At 43.0% G+C, this 16,963-nt stretch carries 12 protein-coding genes and 5 tRNA genes; all 17 read right to left on the bottom strand.

What is annotated here, in order from left to right:
- Positions 1-89: 89 nt before the first annotated feature.
- On the bottom strand, positions 90-4,271 hold the full coding sequence (gene rpoC, locus BI198_RS00175; RefSeq protein ID WP_070047724.1) for a DNA-directed RNA polymerase subunit beta': 4,182 nt from the start codon (positions 4,269-4,271) through the stop codon (positions 90-92).
- 65 nt (positions 4,272-4,336) lie between these two features.
- Entirely contained in the window at positions 4,337-8,365 is a 4,029-nt protein-coding gene (rpoB, locus tag BI198_RS00180) for a DNA-directed RNA polymerase subunit beta (protein ID WP_070047725.1), read from the bottom strand.
- 173 nt (positions 8,366-8,538) lie between these two features.
- Positions 8,539-8,904 (bottom strand): 50S ribosomal protein L7/L12, encoded by a 366-nt coding sequence (gene rplL / locus BI198_RS00185; protein ID WP_070047726.1) that lies wholly within the window; start codon positions 8,902-8,904, stop codon positions 8,539-8,541.
- Between the two features lie 64 nt (positions 8,905-8,968).
- Entirely contained in the window at positions 8,969-9,463 is a 495-nt protein-coding gene (gene rplJ, locus BI198_RS00190; RefSeq protein WP_070047727.1) for a 50S ribosomal protein L10, read from the bottom strand.
- A gap of 272 nt (positions 9,464-9,735) precedes the next feature.
- On the bottom strand, positions 9,736-10,437 hold the full coding sequence (gene rplA, locus BI198_RS00195) for a 50S ribosomal protein L1 (RefSeq protein WP_070047728.1): 702 nt from the start codon (positions 10,435-10,437) through the stop codon (positions 9,736-9,738).
- Between the two features lie 3 nt (positions 10,438-10,440).
- On the bottom strand, positions 10,441-10,869 hold the full coding sequence (rplK, locus tag BI198_RS00200) for a 50S ribosomal protein L11 (protein WP_070047729.1): 429 nt from the start codon (positions 10,867-10,869) through the stop codon (positions 10,441-10,443).
- Between the two features lie 119 nt (positions 10,870-10,988).
- Positions 10,989-11,516: a transcription termination/antitermination protein NusG gene (gene nusG, locus BI198_RS00205; protein WP_141728897.1), complete on the bottom strand. Its 528-nt coding sequence runs from the start codon at positions 11,514-11,516 to the stop codon at positions 10,989-10,991.
- A gap of 15 nt (positions 11,517-11,531) precedes the next feature.
- Positions 11,532-11,906: a preprotein translocase subunit SecE gene (secE, locus tag BI198_RS00210; RefSeq protein WP_070047731.1), complete on the bottom strand. Its 375-nt coding sequence runs from the start codon at positions 11,904-11,906 to the stop codon at positions 11,532-11,534.
- Between the two features lie 74 nt (positions 11,907-11,980).
- Positions 11,981-12,057: transfer RNA gene (locus BI198_RS00215), tRNA-Trp, on the bottom strand.
- 200 nt (positions 12,058-12,257) lie between these two features.
- Positions 12,258-13,442, bottom strand: coding sequence for an elongation factor Tu (gene tuf, locus BI198_RS00220; RefSeq protein ID WP_070047720.1), 1,185 nt, complete (start codon positions 13,440-13,442; stop codon positions 12,258-12,260).
- Between the two features lie 72 nt (positions 13,443-13,514).
- Positions 13,515-13,590, bottom strand: a tRNA-Thr gene (locus tag BI198_RS00225).
- Positions 13,591-13,599: 9 nt separating this feature from the next.
- A tRNA-Gly gene (locus tag BI198_RS00230) sits at positions 13,600-13,674 on the bottom strand.
- Between the two features lie 34 nt (positions 13,675-13,708).
- A tRNA-Tyr gene (locus BI198_RS00235) sits at positions 13,709-13,793 on the bottom strand.
- Between the two features lie 11 nt (positions 13,794-13,804).
- Positions 13,805-13,880: transfer RNA gene (locus tag BI198_RS00240), tRNA-Thr, on the bottom strand.
- Between the two features lie 112 nt (positions 13,881-13,992).
- Positions 13,993-14,724 (bottom strand): type III pantothenate kinase, encoded by a 732-nt coding sequence (locus BI198_RS00245; protein WP_235605177.1) that lies wholly within the window; start codon positions 14,722-14,724, stop codon positions 13,993-13,995.
- Positions 14,690-15,673, bottom strand: coding sequence for a bifunctional biotin--[acetyl-CoA-carboxylase] ligase/biotin operon repressor BirA (gene birA, locus BI198_RS00250; RefSeq protein ID WP_070047733.1), 984 nt, complete (start codon positions 15,671-15,673; stop codon positions 14,690-14,692). Before birA ends, BI198_RS00245 begins: the two co-directional genes overlap by 35 nt.
- On the bottom strand, positions 15,666-16,679 hold the full coding sequence (gene murB / locus BI198_RS00255; protein WP_070047734.1) for a UDP-N-acetylmuramate dehydrogenase: 1,014 nt from the start codon (positions 16,677-16,679) through the stop codon (positions 15,666-15,668). Before murB ends, birA begins: the two co-directional genes overlap by 8 nt.
- Positions 16,680-16,963 lie beyond the last annotated feature (284 nt).

Raw genomic sequence — 16,963 nt, forward strand, 5'->3', positions numbered from 1 at the left:
TCGCGGAATTCTAATGGTCAAGCTTTGACCTGTCAAGCCCGAAAGCTAATTGCTGCTAATTTAAGCAGCAATTAACCTCGACACTTGTATTACTCGTCTTTACCAGATAAGTCCATATTTAGCGCATCAGACAAGGCCTGCTCCGCTACTTCTGCACTCATTACTGGTTCAACGCTTCCGCCATTGGCAATACGTTGCTTTTCGCGAGCACGGTTTTGATGGAATGCAAAACCGGTACCTGCTGGAATCAACCTACCAACAATAACGTTTTCTTTCAGACCGCGCAGTTCATCCTTTTTACCGCCAACGGCAGCTTCAGTCAGAACGCGAGTTGTCTCTTGGAACGATGCTGCCGATATAAATGAATCTGTCGACAACGAAGCTTTGGTAATACCCAGTAAAGCACGTTCGTACTTCGCTGGAATTTTACCTGCGGCTTCTAGCTCACGGTTAGCAATGTTAACACGTGCAACTTCAGCTTGTTCGCCTTCCAAGAATTCACTATCGCCAGGGTGAATAATCAAACACTTACGCAACATTTGACGAATAATCGTTTCGATGTGCTTATCGTTGATTTTAACACCTTGTAAACGATATACGTCTTGTACTTCGTTAACAATGTAGCTAGCAACATGGTGGATACCACGTAAACGTAAAATATCGTGAGCTGACTCAGGACCTTCAGAGATCACCTCGCCTTTTTCAATTCGCTCACCTTCAAATACGTTAACCTGACGCCACATATGGATCATTTCTTCGTAAACATCACCCTCATCTGGGGTAATTAATAAGCGACGTTTACTTTTGGTTTCTTTACCAAAACTTATAGTACCTGAGATTTCAGCTAAAATAGCTGGATCTTTTGGCTTACGAGCTTCGAATAAGTCAGCAACCCGTGGTAAACCACCGGTGATATCCCGTGTTTTCGAGCTTTCTTGCGGAATACGCGCTAATACTTCACCCGCCGCTACTGCTCCACCATCACTAACTTCAATTGAAGCAAAGCTTGGTAAACGAATTTCTTGTAGCGTACCGTCGTCCATAGCTAAAATTAGTTTTGGCTCTTTCGCATTCGCTTTGGCCAAATCTTTTACTACAGTACGGGTTAAACCAGTTAAATCGTCTTGTTGAACTTCAGTGTTACTGTCATCAACATCGCTGTGAGTTACCTGCGCACCACGTTCAAGAATGATTGGGTGTGAATGCGGATCCCAGCTTGCAACAATTTGTCCTGACGTGATTTTAGCATTGTCGTCCGTTGATAAAACTGAACCGTAAGGTAGTTTATAACGTTCTTTTTCCCGACCTAGCTCATCAATTACTGTCACTTCAGCTGAACGTGAAGTGATAACAATTTTGTTTTCAGAGTTACGCACAAACTTGGCATTTTGCAGTTTTAACGTACCGGCATTTTTAACCTGAACGCTGTTTTCTGCTGATGCTCTTGATGCCGCACCACCGATGTGGAAGGTACGCATGGTTAACTGTGTACCTGGCTCACCGATTGATTGTGCTGCAATAACACCGACAGCTTCACCAGCATTAATCAAGTGACCACGAGCTAAATCACGACCATAACACTTGGCACACACACCAAAGTCTGTTTGACAAGTGATTACAGAACGTACGTGCACTTCATCAATAGAGTGTTGCTCTAAAGTGTCACACAAGGCTTCATCAAGCATGGTACCGTCTTCTACTAAGACTTCACCACTAGCAGGAACAGTTACGTTACCAATGACGACTCGACCTAATACGCGCTCACGTAGCCCTTCTACAACGTCACCACCTTCGATAAGCGGTTTCATTACAATACCGTGCTCTGAACCACAGTCGAATTCTGTTACCACTAAATCTTGTGCAACATCCACTAGACGACGTGTTAAGTAACCCGAGTTTGCTGTTTTTAATGCCGTATCGGCCAAACCTTTACGCGCACCGTGAGTAGAGATAAAGTACTGTAATACACTTAAGCCTTCACGGAAGTTAGCGGTAATAGGCGTTTCGATGATTGAACCATCTGGTTTAGCCATCAAACCACGCATTGCTGCTAACTGACGGATCTGAGCTGGTGAGCCCCGAGCGCCTGAATCGGCCATCATATAAACTGAGTTAAATGATTTTTGCTGTACAGTATTGCCGTCGCGATCTACTACGTTTTCAACTGCTAAGTTTTCCATCATCGATTTAGATAATGTCTCGTTAGCCGTTGACCAAATATCGATAACTTTATTGTATTTTTCACCTGCGGTAACAAGACCTTGTTGGAACTGATCTTGTATTTCAGCTACTTCAGCTTCTGCAGCGTCGATAATGGTTGTTTTCGTATCTGGGATAACCAGATCGTTAATACCAACCGATACACCTGACAACATTGCATAATGGAAGCCGGTATACATGATTTGGTCAGCAAGGATAACAGTTTGTTTTAAACCGATACGACGATAAGCGCCGTTTAACAGTTTAGAAATCTGCTTTTTACCCATTGCTTCGTTAACGCTTTCAAATGCTAAACCTTCAGGCAAAATTGAATATAAAATTGCCCGACCAACGGTAGTATCACGTACTGCTGTGGTTTCTGTACGGGTACCATCTTCAGCTATTTCAACTTCAGTGATACGCACTTTAACTTTAGCATGCAAGCTGGTGACATCAGCACGGAAAGCTTTTTCGGCTTCCTTAGCGCTTTTGAACATCATGCCTTCGCCTTTAGCATTGATTGCATCACGCGTCATATAGTACAAGCCTAATACAACGTCTTGTGAAGGAACAATGATTGGTTCGCCGTTTGCAGGTGATAACACGTTGTTTGTTGACATCATCAAGGCACGTGCTTCTAACTGTGCTTCAATTGTCAATGGAACGTGTACCGCCATTTGGTCACCATCGAAGTCGGCGTTATAAGCCGCACACACCAATGGGTGCAATTGAATAGCCTTACCTTCGATAAGTACTGGTTCAAATGCTTGAATACCTAAACGGTGCAATGTAGGCGCGCGGTTTAATAATACCGGGTGTTCACGAATCACTTCGTCTAACACGTCCCATACTGCAGCTTCTTCACGTTCAACCATTTTCTTAGCAGCTTTAATGGTGGTCGCTAAACCACGCATTTCTAACTTGCCGTAAATAAACGGTTTAAATAGCTCTAATGCCATTTTCTTTGGTAAACCACACTGGTGTAAACGCAATGTAGGACCAACAACGATTACAGAACGTCCTGAGTAGTCAACACGCTTACCTAGTAAGTTCTGACGGAAACGACCTTGCTTACCTTTGATCATATCGGCCAAAGATTTTAAAGGACGCTTGTTAGAGCCGGTAATAGCACGACCACGACGACCGTTATCTAATAACGCATCAACCGCTTCTTGTAACATACGTTTTTCGTTACGCACGATAATATCAGGCGCAGACAAGTCTAATAAACGTTTTAAACGGTTATTACGGTTGATAACACGACGATATAAATCGTTTAAGTCAGAGGTAGCAAAACGACCACCATCTAGTGGTACTAATGGACGTAAATCTGGTGGTAACACCGGAAGTACTGTCATAATCATCCACTCTGGCTTATTACCAGAGGTGAAGAAAGCTTCCATTAACTTTAAACGTTTACTGATCTTTTTACGCTTGGTTTCAGAGTTAATAGTCGGTAACTCTTCACGCATTTGCTTAATTTCGACCGCTAAGTCTAAGCCTTTTAAGATATCTAGTACGGCTTCCGCACCCATCTTGGCTTCAAACTCGTCACCATGTTCTTCTAATACATCAAGATACTCTTCTTCCGTTAGCATCTGACGACGCTCTAAAGAAGTCATACCTGGTTCAGTAACAACATAGCTTTCAAAATATAATACGCGCTCGATATCACGTAATGTCATATCAAGTAATAAACCAATACGGCTAGGTAATGATTTTAAAAACCAAATATGTGCCGTTGGGCTAGCAAGGTCAATGTGACCCATGCGCTCACGACGTACTTTGGTCAGCGTGACTTCAACACCACACTTTTCACAAATTACACCACGGTGCTTTAAACGTTTATATTTTCCACATAAACATTCATAGTCTTTAACCGGGCCAAAGATACGAGCACAGAACAAACCGTCACGCTCTGGTTTAAAGGTACGGTAGTTAATCGTTTCTGGCTTCTTTACTTCACCAAATGACCACGAGCGGATCATATCTGGTGAAGATAAACCGATACGGATAACATCAAACTCTTCGTTCTTAGTTTGTTGTTTCAGAAACTTTAATAAGTCTTTCACCTTAGCTCTCCTGTAAGAGGTAAACCGGAATGGGGCAGAAATCTGCCCCCCAACTCAAGGTCGGTTTATTCCTCTTCCAATTCGATGTTAATACCAAGCGAACGGATCTCTTTCATTAATACGTTGAAAGATTCTGGCATGCCAGGTTCCATTCTGTGGTCACCATCTACGATGTTTTTATACATCTTAGTACGGCCATTGACGTCGTCTGATTTCACTGTCAGCATTTCTTGCAACGTATACGCTGCGCCATATGCTTCAAGTGCCCACACTTCCATCTCACCGAAACGCTGACCACCGAACTGTGCTTTACCGCCCAGAGGTTGTTGCGTTACTAAGCTGTATGAACCAGTAGAACGAGCGTGCATTTTGTCGTCTACTAAGTGGTTCAGTTTCAGCATATACATGTAACCTACGGTTACTTTACGCTCGAAACTATTACCAGTACGGCCATCATACAAGGTGATTTGACCACTTGATGGTAAATCGCCAAGCTCAAGCAGTTGTTTAATCTCAGCTTCTGTCGCGCCATCGAATACTGGTGTTGCCACCGGTAAACCTGCACGTAAGTTCTGAGCTAAACGACGTACTTCATCATCAGTGAAGCTTGCAATATCAACGCTTTGACGTGATTCACCTAAAGCATATACTTTAGTTAAGAACTCACGGATCTCAGCCACTTCTTTGTACTCTTTGATCATGGCGTCAATTTTGTCACCAATACCACGAGCCGCTAAGCCTAAGTGTGTTTCTAAGATCTGACCAATGTTCATCCGCGATGGTACACCCAGCGGGTTCAACACGATTTCAACCGGCTTGCCGTGTTCATCGTATGGCATATCTTCAACAGGCACGATAGTAGAGATTACACCCTTATTACCGTGACGGCCGGCCATTTTATCACCTGGCTGGATACTACGTTTTACGGCTAAGTAAACTTTAACGATTTTAAGCACGCCAGGAGCAAGATCATCACCTTGGGTGATTTTGCGACGCTTAGCTTCAAATTTCTTATCGTATTCAACGCGAATTTCTTCGAATTGAGTCGCTAACTGCTCTAAGTCACTTTGTTTTTCTTCATCGCTTAAGCTCTGATTAAACAAATTGTCACCTTTTAAGGTGTTAAGCATCGCACGGTCTAAACCGGTTTGCTCAAGCAGGTTACGAGCACGATTACAAATGCCAGCTTCTAGAATACGGAATTCTTCGTTAAGGTCTTTTTTGGCCTGTCTTACTTCCATCTCTTCGATTTCACGTGCACGCTTGTCTTTTTCAAGACCATCGCGAGTGAAAACTTGGACGTCAATAATAGTACCTGATACTGAGTTAGGCACACGTAAAGAAGAGTCTTTAACATCAGACGCTTTTTCACCAAAGATTGCTCGTAGCAGTTTCTCTTCTGGTGTTAACTGGCTTTCACCTTTAGGTGTCACCTTACCAACCAGAATATCGCCACCTTTAACTTCGGCACCAATGTAAACAATACCTGACTCGTCTAACTTAGACAGTGCAGATTCACCTACGTTTGGAATATCAGCCGTTATTTCTTCAGAGCCAAGTTTGGTATCACGTGAGATACAGCTTAATTCTTGAATGTGAATAGTGGTTAAACGATCTTCTTGTACTAAGCGCTCTGATAATAAAATCGAGTCTTCGAAGTTGTAACCATTCCACGGCATAAAGGCGACACGTAAATTCTGACCTAACGCCAATTCACCTAAATCGGTAGATGGGCCATCAGCAAGTACGTCACCACGCTCAATAGGTTCACCATGATTAACGCAAGGACGTTGGTTAATACAGGTGTTTTGGTTTGAACGGGTATATTTAGTCAGGGTATAGATATCTATGCCCGCTTCGCCTGCAATAGTTTCGTCTTCGTTAACTTTGATAACAATACGGCTAGCGTCGACATAGTCGATAACACCACCACGTTTCGCTACCACGGTTACGCCCGAGTCTTTAGCCACAACGCGCTCAATACCGGTACCGACTAACGGCTTATCAGCACGTAAGGTTGGTACAGCTTGGCGTTGCATGTTCGCACCCATCAAGGCACGGTTAGCATCATCGTGCTCTAAGAACGGTATCAATGCGGCAGCAACAGATACGATTTGTTGCGGTGCAACATCCATATACTGTACTTTGTCTGCAGGCATTAACGTGGTTTCGTTTTTATAACGACACGGTACCAATTCTTCAGTTAAACGATTTTCAGCACTAATTTCAGCGTTGGCCTGTGCAATAACGAAGTTACCTTCTTCGATAGCAGATAAGTAATCTACATCATCAGTAACTACACCGTTATCGATACGACGATATGGCGTTTCTAAGAAACCATATTCGTTGGTTTGGGCAAACATTGATAAAGAGTTAATTAAACCGATGTTTGGACCTTCAGGCGTTTCGATAGGACATACACGACCATAGTGAGTAGCATGAACGTCACGTACTTCAAAACCAGCACGCTCACGTGTTAAGCCGCCTGGGCCAAGCGCCGAGATACGACGTTTGTGCGTCACTTCTGATAACGGGTTATTTTGGTCCATAAACTGAGACAGTTGGCTTGAACCAAAGAACTCTTTAACCGCTGCTGAAATAGGCTTAGCATTAATTAAGTCCTGTGGCATAACCGCATCTAAATCACCTAACGATAGGCGTTCTTTAACTGCGCGCTCAACACGAACTAAACCAACACGGAATTGGTTCTCTGCCATTTCACCAACTGAACGAATACGACGGTTACCTAAGTGGTCTATATCATCCACTTCACCGTGTCCGTTACGGATATCGATAAGCACTTTCATTACCGCTAAAATATCTTCTTTGCTTAAGATACCGGCGCCAATATTGTCTTCAAAGTCTACCCGACGGTTAAACTTCATCCGACCTACTGTTGATAAGTCATAACGATCGTCAGAGAAAAATAAATTTGTGAATAATGTTTCAGCCGCATCGCGCGTTGGTGGTTCACCAGGACGCATCATACGGTAGATTTCAACAAGCGCTTCCATCTTGTTGCTACTTGGATCAATACGAATTGTCTCAGAGACATAAGCACCGTGATCTAAGTCATTAATATACAGTGTTTCAAAACTATCATAACCGGCAGTAGCCAGTGTTGCTAACAGCTCCAATGTGAGCTCTGCGTTCGCCTCGGCAATAATCTCTCCGGTTGAACGGTCAGCGTAATTTTTTGACAAGACACGGCCAACTACGTACTCATGTGGTACTTCCATCATGGTCATGCCAGTTTTTTCTAGCTGACGCACATGGCGGGCGGTGATACGGCGACCTTGTTCTACGATAATTTCGCCATCATTGTCTTTAATATCGAATGCAGCAGTTTCACCGCGCAGACGATTAGCAATCACTGCCATAAGCAGTTTGCCATCTTTAATTTCGAACTTAGTGCTTTCAAAGAAAGTTTCTAAGATTTCTTCAGTACTTAATTCTAATGCACGCAATAAGATCGTAGCCGGTAATTTACGGCGACGGTCGATACGGACAAATAAATTATCTTTGGCGTCAAATTCAAAGTCTAACCAAGAACCACGGTAAGGAATAACGCGAGCGTTATACAACACTTTACCTGATGAGTGAGTTTTGCCTCGGTCATGATCAAAGAACACACCTGGACTACGGTGTAGCTGAGAAACGATAACACGTTCAGTACCGTTAATGACAAAAGTACCATTCTCAGTCATTAGCGGGATTTCACCCATGTAAACTTCTTGCTCACGAATGTCTTTAATCGTACCTGGTGCTGCTTCTCTGTCATAAATAACCATACGCAGCTTAACGCGTAATGGCGCTGAGTATGTGACACCGCGGATCTGACATTCTTTTACATCAAATACGGGCTCCCCAATACGGTAGCTAACGTACTGCAATTCCGCGCTACCCGAGTAGCTTTTAATTGGGAAAACAGAACGGAATGCGGCTTCTAAGCCGTAGCCACCTTCCGGATCTGGCTCGATAAATTTGCTGAAAGATTCAATCTGAATCGACAACAGGTATGGCACATCCAGAACTTCCGGACGCTTGCCGAAGTCCTTACGGATACGTTTCTTCTCAGAATAAGAATAAGTCATGGGGTTCCTCAGCTTGCTGATTTTTTTCCCGACATCCATTATTGGATGTAATTGATACCAGCCATGGTAGCAACGGGGTGGGGAAATCATTGTCCCACAGCGCAAAAAGGCCGGTGATTAATTCATCACCAGCCCAGCCTACATCTCAGGCAAACAATCCAGTATAAGCCGGATTATTTAACTTCAACAGAGGCACCAGCTTCTTCAAGAATTTTCTTAAGTTCTGCTGCTTCGTCTTTAGAAACGCCTTCTTTGATAACAGCTGGAGCTGATTCAACTAAGTCTTTCGCTTCTTTCAGACCTAAACCTGTAGCGCCACGAACAGCTTTGATTACTGACACTTTATTTGCGCCAATACCAGCTAACACTACGTTAAACTCTGTTTGTTCTTCAACAGCAGCCGCTGGACCTGCAGCAGAAGCTACAGCAGCAGAGGCAGAAACGCCGAATTTTTCTTCCATTGCAGATACTAATTCAACTACATCCATTACAGACATTGCTGCGATAGCATCTAAGATTTGATCTTTAGTCACTGACATTGCTCAGATCCCTAAATTAGGGGACGAATCCCGATTAAACTTTACTATCAAACCAAACGTATTATTACGCGGCTTGCTCTTGTTTTTGGTCGCGAACCGCGGCAATTGTACGTACAAGTTTGCCGGCTGCTGCCTCTTTCATTGTGCTCATCAAGCGTGCAATAGCTTCGTCGTATGTTGGTAACGATGCTAGCAACTCGATATCCACTGTATCACCGCTGAAAGCTGCACCTTTAAGCTCAAAGTCTTTGTTCTCTTTAGCGAATTCTTTAAAAATTCGCGCTGCAGCACCTGGGTGCTCTGAAGAGAACGCAATTAACGTTGGGCCTACAAATACATCTTTCAGACACTCGAAGTCAGTGCCTTCTACTGCACGGCGTACTAATGTATTACGGACAACTTTCATCCATACACCAGCTTCACGCGCTTGCTTGCGCAGCGCAGAAATTTTGCCTACAGTGACACCACGAGCGTCTGCGACTACCGCAGATAAAGCACCTTTGGCAGCTTCCTGGACTTCAGCAACAATTGCTTTTTTGTCTTCAAGCTTAATAGCCATTGGCTCTTAACTCCTGGTTCATCTGGACATTATTGTCCAGTTTCCTACACATCGCCTTATGTTGCCATAAGGCGCGCGATTTACGGTGAGGCCAGAAGGAATCTAATTCTTCCTGGGGTCTGCACCGTCTGCGTAGGTTGTTATTTTAAGCCATAAAATTTTTATGGCACCTACGGTCTTGGACGGAAAACGCAGCCTAAACTGCATTTTCTACCCTAAAAAATGAGCGCAAGATTATAAAACAACCACTGCGCCCTGTAAAGCACTAACGATTAAACCGTAGCAGTTAATGATGCTTGGTTTAATGTTAAGCCTGCACCATGTGTAGATGAAATGGTAACTTTCTTGATGAAAACACCTTTAGCTACAGATGGTTTAGCACGCTTTAATGCTACTAATAATGATTCTAAGTTCTCTCTTAAATGATCGCTTTCGAAATCAATTTTACCGATGGTAGTATGGATAATACCATTCTTATCATTGCGGTAACGAACTTGACCAGCTTTAGCATTTTTAACAGCTTCAGCAACATTAGCAGTCACAGTGCCAGTTTTTGGATTTGGCATTAAACCACGTGGGCCTAAGATTTGACCTAACATACCAACAACGCGCATTGCGTCTGGTGATGCGATAACAACGTCAAAATCCATTACGCCTTTTTTCACTTGCTCTGCTAAATCTTCCATACCAACAATGTCAGCACCGGCAGCTTTAGCGGCTTCAGCGTTTGCGCCTTGAGTAAATACTGCAACACGAACGGTACGGCCAGTACCGTGAGGTAACACAGTAGCACCACGAACGTTTTGATCAGATTTACGCGCGTCAATACCAAGATTAACGGCTACGTCAATACTTTCTAAAAACTTACCAGCTGTTAGCTCTTTTAATAAAGCTACGGCTTCGTTGATGTCGTATTCACGAGTCGAATCTACTTTAGAGCGGATTAACTTTGCACGTTTTGTTAACTTAGCCATCGATTAACCCTCCACCTCTAAACCCATTGAACGTGCAGTACCTTCAATAGTACGTACTGCTGCTGCATGATCCGCTGCTGTTAAGTCTGGTTGCTTAATCTTTATGATTTCATCAACCTGAGCTGCAGAGATCTTGCCCACTTTCTGGGTATTTGGACGGCCTGAACCGCTTTTTAAACCAGCTGCTTTTAATAATAAAAACGCTGCTGGTGGAGTACGTGTTTCGAACGTGAAAGAACGATCGCTATATACAGTAATAACTACTGGGATTGGCATTCCTTTTTCAAGGCTTTCTGTACGAGCATTAAAGCCTTTACAGAATTCCATGATATTCACACCGTGTTGACCCAATGCTGGACCAACTGGTGGCGACGGATTAGCCATACCAGCTTTTACCTGCAATTTAATAAGTGCAGTTACTTTCTTTGCCATGTTTCACCTCTGTTTTAGGGTCTAAGCCTTGTAAATGCGAGGACAATTACTCAAGCGGCTCCCCAACGTTAAAAAGGGCGCTGATTATATTTTAATCAGCGCCCGCTTACAATCTTTAATTACGCTTTTTCTACCTGACCAAACTCAAGCTCGACCGGTGTAGAACGGCCAAAAATAAGTACGGATACTTTAACTCGACTTTTATCATAATCGACTTCTTCAACTACGCCGTTAAAGTCAGCAAATGGACCTTCAGTAACACGTACCACTTCACCGGTTTCAAATAATGTTTTCGGTTTCGGCTTATCAGCATTATCTTCAAGACGATTTAAGATAGTCATGGCTTCTTTTTCAGAAATAGGCGCTGGACGATCTGATGTGCCACCAATAAAACCTAAGACGCGCGGTACACTTTTCACTAAATGCCATGCTTCTTCACACATTTCCATTTGTACTAATACATAACCAGGGAAGAATTTGCGTTCAGATTTACGCTTTTGGCCTGCGCGCATCTCGATAACTTCTTCAGTGGGCACTAGTACATCACCAAACATTTCTTCCATTTGGTTAATACGAATATGTTCACGCAATGTAGTTGCAACCCGCTGCTCATAGCCAGAAAAGGCTTGTACCACATACCAACGCATCTTTTCTGCCATGTCTTAAATCCCCAATCCAGTTAAAAATGATACAATTCGCATTAAGATGGCGTCTAAACCCCACAGCAACAAACCCATAATAAGTGTGGCAATCAAAACCACTATTGTTGTTTGCATCGTTTCTTGCCGTGTTGGCCACACTACTTTACGTACTTCTGTACGTGCTTCTTTAGCGAAATTAATAAAGGTTTTGCCTTTGTGCGTTTGACCTGCAACCACACCCGCGATAATAACCAGCACGACAACGGCGATAGCACGTTCTAACGCAGATAATTCATATACATAATTACCTACAACGGCCGCAGCTAAAATTGCAAACACCAACAACCATTTAACTAATTCAATTCCACTTTTTGGGGTTTCACTTGCTGCGCTCATGCTTCGACTCACTTCACTTGACTTGCTAAAAGCAACTAAATACCAGATGTAGATTTTTCTACACCAAAAAAAGTTGGCAGGGGCGGAGGGATTCGAACCCCCAACCATCGGTTTTGGAGACCGCTGTTCTACCAATTGGAACTACGCCCCTACAAGATTCTATTTCTAGACTACTTCTCGATATTAACACCGAGTTTTTAATAGCCGCTCATTATACTGTCTACACAGACTAACACAAGCACAGCATCCGTTTATTGCAAACAGTTTTTACTTTTTTTCGGTTCATCCCAACTGTAGCCAATAAAAAAGGCCCCTTACGGAGCCTTTTAGGTATCTACAATACGTTAGCTATTACGCTACGATTTTTGATACTACACCAGCACCTACTGTGCGGCCGCCTTCACGGATGGCGAAGCGTAAACCTTCAGTCATCGCGATTGGACAAATTAATTCAACAACAAACTTCAAGTTGTCACCAGGCATAACCATCTCTACGCCTTCTGGTAATTCTACTGCACCCGTTACGTCTGTAGTACGGAAGTAGAACTGTGGACGATAGCCTTTGAAGAATGGAGTATGACGACCACCTTCTTCTTTTGACAATACGTACACTTCACCTTCAAACTTAGTGTGTGGCTTAATTGAACCTGGCTTAGCTAATACTTGGCCACGCTCTACGTCTTCACGCTTAGTACCACGTAATAACGCACCAATGTTCTCGCCTGCACGACCTTCGTCTAACAGTTTACGGAACATTTCAACACCGGTACAAGTCGTCGCTACTGTGTCTTTGATACCTACGATTTCTACGGTCTCGCCAACTTTAACAATACCCTGCTCTACACGGCCTGTTACTACAGTACCACGACCAGCAATTGAGAATACGTCTTCGATTGGCATGATGAATGGCATATCAATAGCACGTACTGGATCTGGGATATACGTATCTAAGGCATGGCCTAATTCTACGATTTTTGCTTCCCACTCTTCCACGCCTTCTAACGCTTTTAACGCTGAACCGCGGATTACTGGTAAGTCGTCACCTGGGAAGTCGTAGTCTGAAAGTAATTCACGTACTTCCATTTCTACTAATTCTAATAACTCTTCGTCATCTACCATGTCACACTTGTTCATGAACACGATGATGTAAGGAACACCAACTTGACGTGATAACAAGATGTGCTCACGTGTTTGTGGCATTGGACCATCGGTAGACGCTACTACTAAAATAGCACCATCCATCTGCGCAGCACCCGTGATCATGTTTTTAACATAGTCGGCGTGACCTGGGCAGTCTACGTGTGCGTAGTGACGTGCAGGCGTATCATATTCAACGTGTGAAGTGTTGATAGTGATACCACGTGCTTTTTCTTCTGGCGCTTTGTCGATTTGATCAAATGCAAACGCCTTACCGCCGTATGTTTTTGCTAATACGTTGGTGATTGCTGCAGTTAAAGTAGTTTTACCATGGTCGACGTGACCGATAGTGCCTACGTTAACGTGCGGTTTAATACGTTCAAATTTAGCCTTAGCCATGAGTAGACCCTTTTAACAAAACGGCAGTTATAATATTGAGTTTAATTATGATAGCAGAAGGTAGGTTCAAACTGGTGCTGATACCCAGAATCGAACTGGGGACCTCATCCTTACCAAGGATGCGCTCTACCGCCTGAGCTATATCAGCATTTTTGATTGGAGCGGGCAGCGGGAATCGAACCCGCATCTTCAGCTTGGAAGGCTGAGGTAATAGCCATTATACGATGCCCGCGGCCTACTCGTAGCTATATGTACTAACGTAAAAATGGTGGAGGGGGAAGGATTCGAACCTTCGAAGGCAGTGCCAGCAGATTTACAGTCTGATCCCTTTGGCCACTCGGGAACCCCTCCACACACACTAATGGTGCCGCTTATCCGAGTCGAACGGATGACCTACTGATTACAAGTCAGTTGCTCTACCAACTGAGCTAAAGCGGCACTACGTCAGTGGGTGCGAATTCTAGTGTAATGCTCGAAGCGGTGCAACACTAAATCGCATAAAAAGGCTTTTTTCTTAATCAAGCGCCTATTAAGTGTGCAATAAGCACATTTAAAGCCGACAATAACGACTTAGGCCATGAAAAACCAGTAAGGGCTCTATAATAATCGGTAACGAATCTAGATGACTTGCTAGCAATAAGCTGTCACCTCCGGTTAATATTATTTGCTGTGTAGGATGATTTTGCCAAGCTAATTGGATAGCGCCAATAACAGCCGCTAAACAGCCACTCTGTAAAGCCGTGGCCGTATTATTTGCCGGTGCCAGTACTGGCTTAAACTCGTTAGCATTTAGCACTTTTGCGGTATTGCTGACAACAGCACGTTGTTGCATCGCTAAGCCGGGTATAATCCAACCACCTTGATGACTTCCTTGCGGATCAAGCCAGTCAATTGTCACCGCTGTACCTGCGTCTATCACCATTATTGAATGATTCGGTAACTGTTGTTTTGCCGCGATCATAGCTAACCAGCGATCAACTCCTAGCTTTTCCGGTTCGCTATAACTGTTTCTGATACCAAATGCTGCTGCTTCAGATTGGACCTGGATCCAGCGGACATCTGTTAATTTCAATTTTTGCTTTAACACTTGTAGCTGCTCATCAGCAGCAACACTAGCAACGATAACGGCTTCAATATCAGTTGGATTAATATCCATGGTAGCTAAGTCTTGCACTAACCTCAGGCTACCATTTTCATATAGGGCTGCTTTGCATCGAGTGTTACCTATATCTAATAATAAATACATATTATTGATGCCCTCTAACCGAGATTTCGCCACCATAAATTGGCTCTATTGCGTGCGTAGTTTCCAGCAGTAAGGCTCCTTGTTTATCAACACCACGACAAATACCTACCTTTTCAGTTGTTGAAATAACTTTAATGGCTTGATCCTGATATTGGTTAACTTTATTAAATTCAGACACAAAACAGGAAAAGCCGGATTGGCTAAATTCTGTTAATATTGCAATCAACTCAGTCTGTAAATTTATAATCAACTGATTACGATTAATCGATTCGGTTGTATGTTGGCTTAACGTAGTAAAAGGCTGATCAATATTATCAGTTGCTGTGCTTGGCATATGTATATTTAAACCGATGCCTATAATTGCATCGCAATCAGCATCAACTTGACCCGATAATTCAACTAATATACCAGCTACTTTTTGTTCATTAATGTAGACATCATTTGGCCACTTTAGCTTAGCATCTACGCCATAATGCTGACGTAACGTGCGTACTATGGCTAAGCCTACCACTAAACTTAAACCCATAGCCGCCTGCATGCCATGTGCTAAACGCCAATACATTGAAAAATACAAATTAGTACCAAAAGGAGAATACCAATTTCTGCCTCGACGGCCTCGACCTGCTGTTTGTGCCTCAGCGACAATTGTCGCACCCAATTCAGTAATCAATCCGGCTTTAATTCGTTGTTGTAATTGACTATTTGTTGAATCGGTAATCTCATGCACTAATACTTGTGGTCTTTTGGCACCTTGGGCAATATTAATCTGCGCAGCATCAAGTAGTGTAATTGCTGCAGCAAAACAATATCCTCTACCGCGCACACTATAGATATCCAAGCCTAATTGTTGTAGTTGGTTAATATAATTTGCTACTGCGGTTCTACTAACGCCTAATTCATCAGCTAGTATTTGACCAGAACAAAACTCACCATTACTCAACCGCGATAATAATGTCCGGATAATGATTAAACTTGATTTACTCACCGTGCAGCATTCCTGTTGCTGTTAACAGCCGGACTTCTGGTTGTAATATAATGGCATAAGCACACTGTACGGCTTGGATAATCCTCTGAATTAGCTCCACAAGTTCATCTGCGGTGCCGTTACCATAATTAACTAACACTAGTGGTTGTTTGTCATAACAGCCTACACCACCGTGCTGAAACCCTTTAAAGCCTTGTTGCTCTAATAACCAAGCCGCGGGCACTTTAATGCTGGTGTCATTATTAATATAACCAGGTAACTTCGGGAATTGTTGTTTTAATACAGCATATTGTTGTTGGGTTATAATTGGATTTTTAAAAAAACTGCCGCAATTGGCCAGCTGATCAGGAGAGGGTAGTTTTGAGTTTCTTACTCGGATCACTGTATTATAAACATCTTGGATACTTGCTTTGCTATCTAAACTATCTAGCCCATTATAATTTAATATTGGCAACGCCTTTTTTTGCAATAGTAATCCCACTGCGATAATAATACCTTTGCCTGCCAAGTGCTGTTTAAAAATACTATCTCGATAACTAAATTGACATCGAGCAGCAGTAATTCGTTGTACCGTTTGGCTTTGCCAATGATAAAAATCGACGTATAAACAACGGTCCGCGAACTCCACACCATAGGCGCCAATATTTTGTACCGGGGCAGCGCCTACAGAGCCCGGTATTAACGCCAGATTTTCAATACCCCACCAGTTATTATCCACTGCCCATGTTACTAAATCATGCCAGTTATGGCCTGACTCAACATGTAACAACCCATAGTTATCGTCTATTGCTAATATTGATTTACTCGCAGCCGTGTAGCGGCATATCGGTGTGGTGATATCTTGCAGAAATATGGTATTACTGCCCTCACCCAACACTATAGGCGTTTGTTCTGGCTGATATGCAGCTAACTCAGCAACAGAATTTAACTCCGTAACTTGGGCTAAATTTTGCTTAAATCTAAAAGTTGAGAAAGGTTCAGCTGACACTTGAGACAGAATACGCATATTAAAACCACTTTATAATAATGACGTTATTGTAAGGCTCGCAGCTACTAAGCGCAAATACACAATCTACAAGCTGGAGATCTTAGATAGTGATGATTTGAGCTAGGACTGGCTATATTAAGGACTTGATCTACAGAAGTTCAATGTATTAATGCTTACTTGCATGGTTAAATCAGTTTGGTATCGTAAGCGGTGAGCTATTTTTCTCGGATCGAGGGTTGACTAGCCGGCGAACGAATACAAAAAACCCAGCTATTCTAGTGAGTAACGATTAATCATCATGA

The organism is Rheinheimera salexigens, from assembly GCF_001752395.1.
Classification (GTDB): Bacteria; Pseudomonadota; Gammaproteobacteria; order Enterobacterales; family Alteromonadaceae; genus Alishewanella; species Alishewanella salexigens.

Coding starts and splice junctions, on each gene's coding strand:
- rpoB (WP_070047725.1), bottom strand. CDS start 8,365: ATGACTTATTCTTATTCTGAGAAGAAACGTATCCGTAAGGACTTCGGC.
- rplL (WP_070047726.1), bottom strand. CDS start 8,904: ATGTCAGTGACTAAAGATCAAATCTTAGATGCTATCGCAGCAATGTCT.
- rplJ (WP_070047727.1), bottom strand. CDS start 9,463: ATGGCTATTAAGCTTGAAGACAAAAAAGCAATTGTTGCTGAAGTCCAG.
- rplA (WP_070047728.1), bottom strand. CDS start 10,437: ATGGCTAAGTTAACAAAACGTGCAAAGTTAATCCGCTCTAAAGTAGAT.
- rplK (WP_070047729.1), bottom strand. CDS start 10,869: ATGGCAAAGAAAGTAACTGCACTTATTAAATTGCAGGTAAAAGCTGGT.
- nusG (WP_141728897.1), bottom strand. CDS start 11,516: ATGCGTTGGTATGTGGTACAAGCCTTTTCTGGCTATGAGCAGCGGGTT.
- secE (WP_070047731.1), bottom strand. CDS start 11,906: ATGAGCGCAGCAAGTGAAACCCCAAAAAGTGGAATTGAATTAGTTAAA.
- tuf (WP_070047720.1), bottom strand. CDS start 13,442: ATGGCTAAGGCTAAATTTGAACGTATTAAACCGCACGTTAACGTAGGC.
- BI198_RS00245 (WP_235605177.1), bottom strand. CDS start 14,724: ATGGTGGCGAAATCTCGGTTAGAGGGCATCAATAATATGTATTTATTA.
- murB (WP_070047734.1), bottom strand. CDS start 16,679: ATGCGTATTCTGTCTCAAGTGTCAGCTGAACCTTTCTCAACTTTTAGA.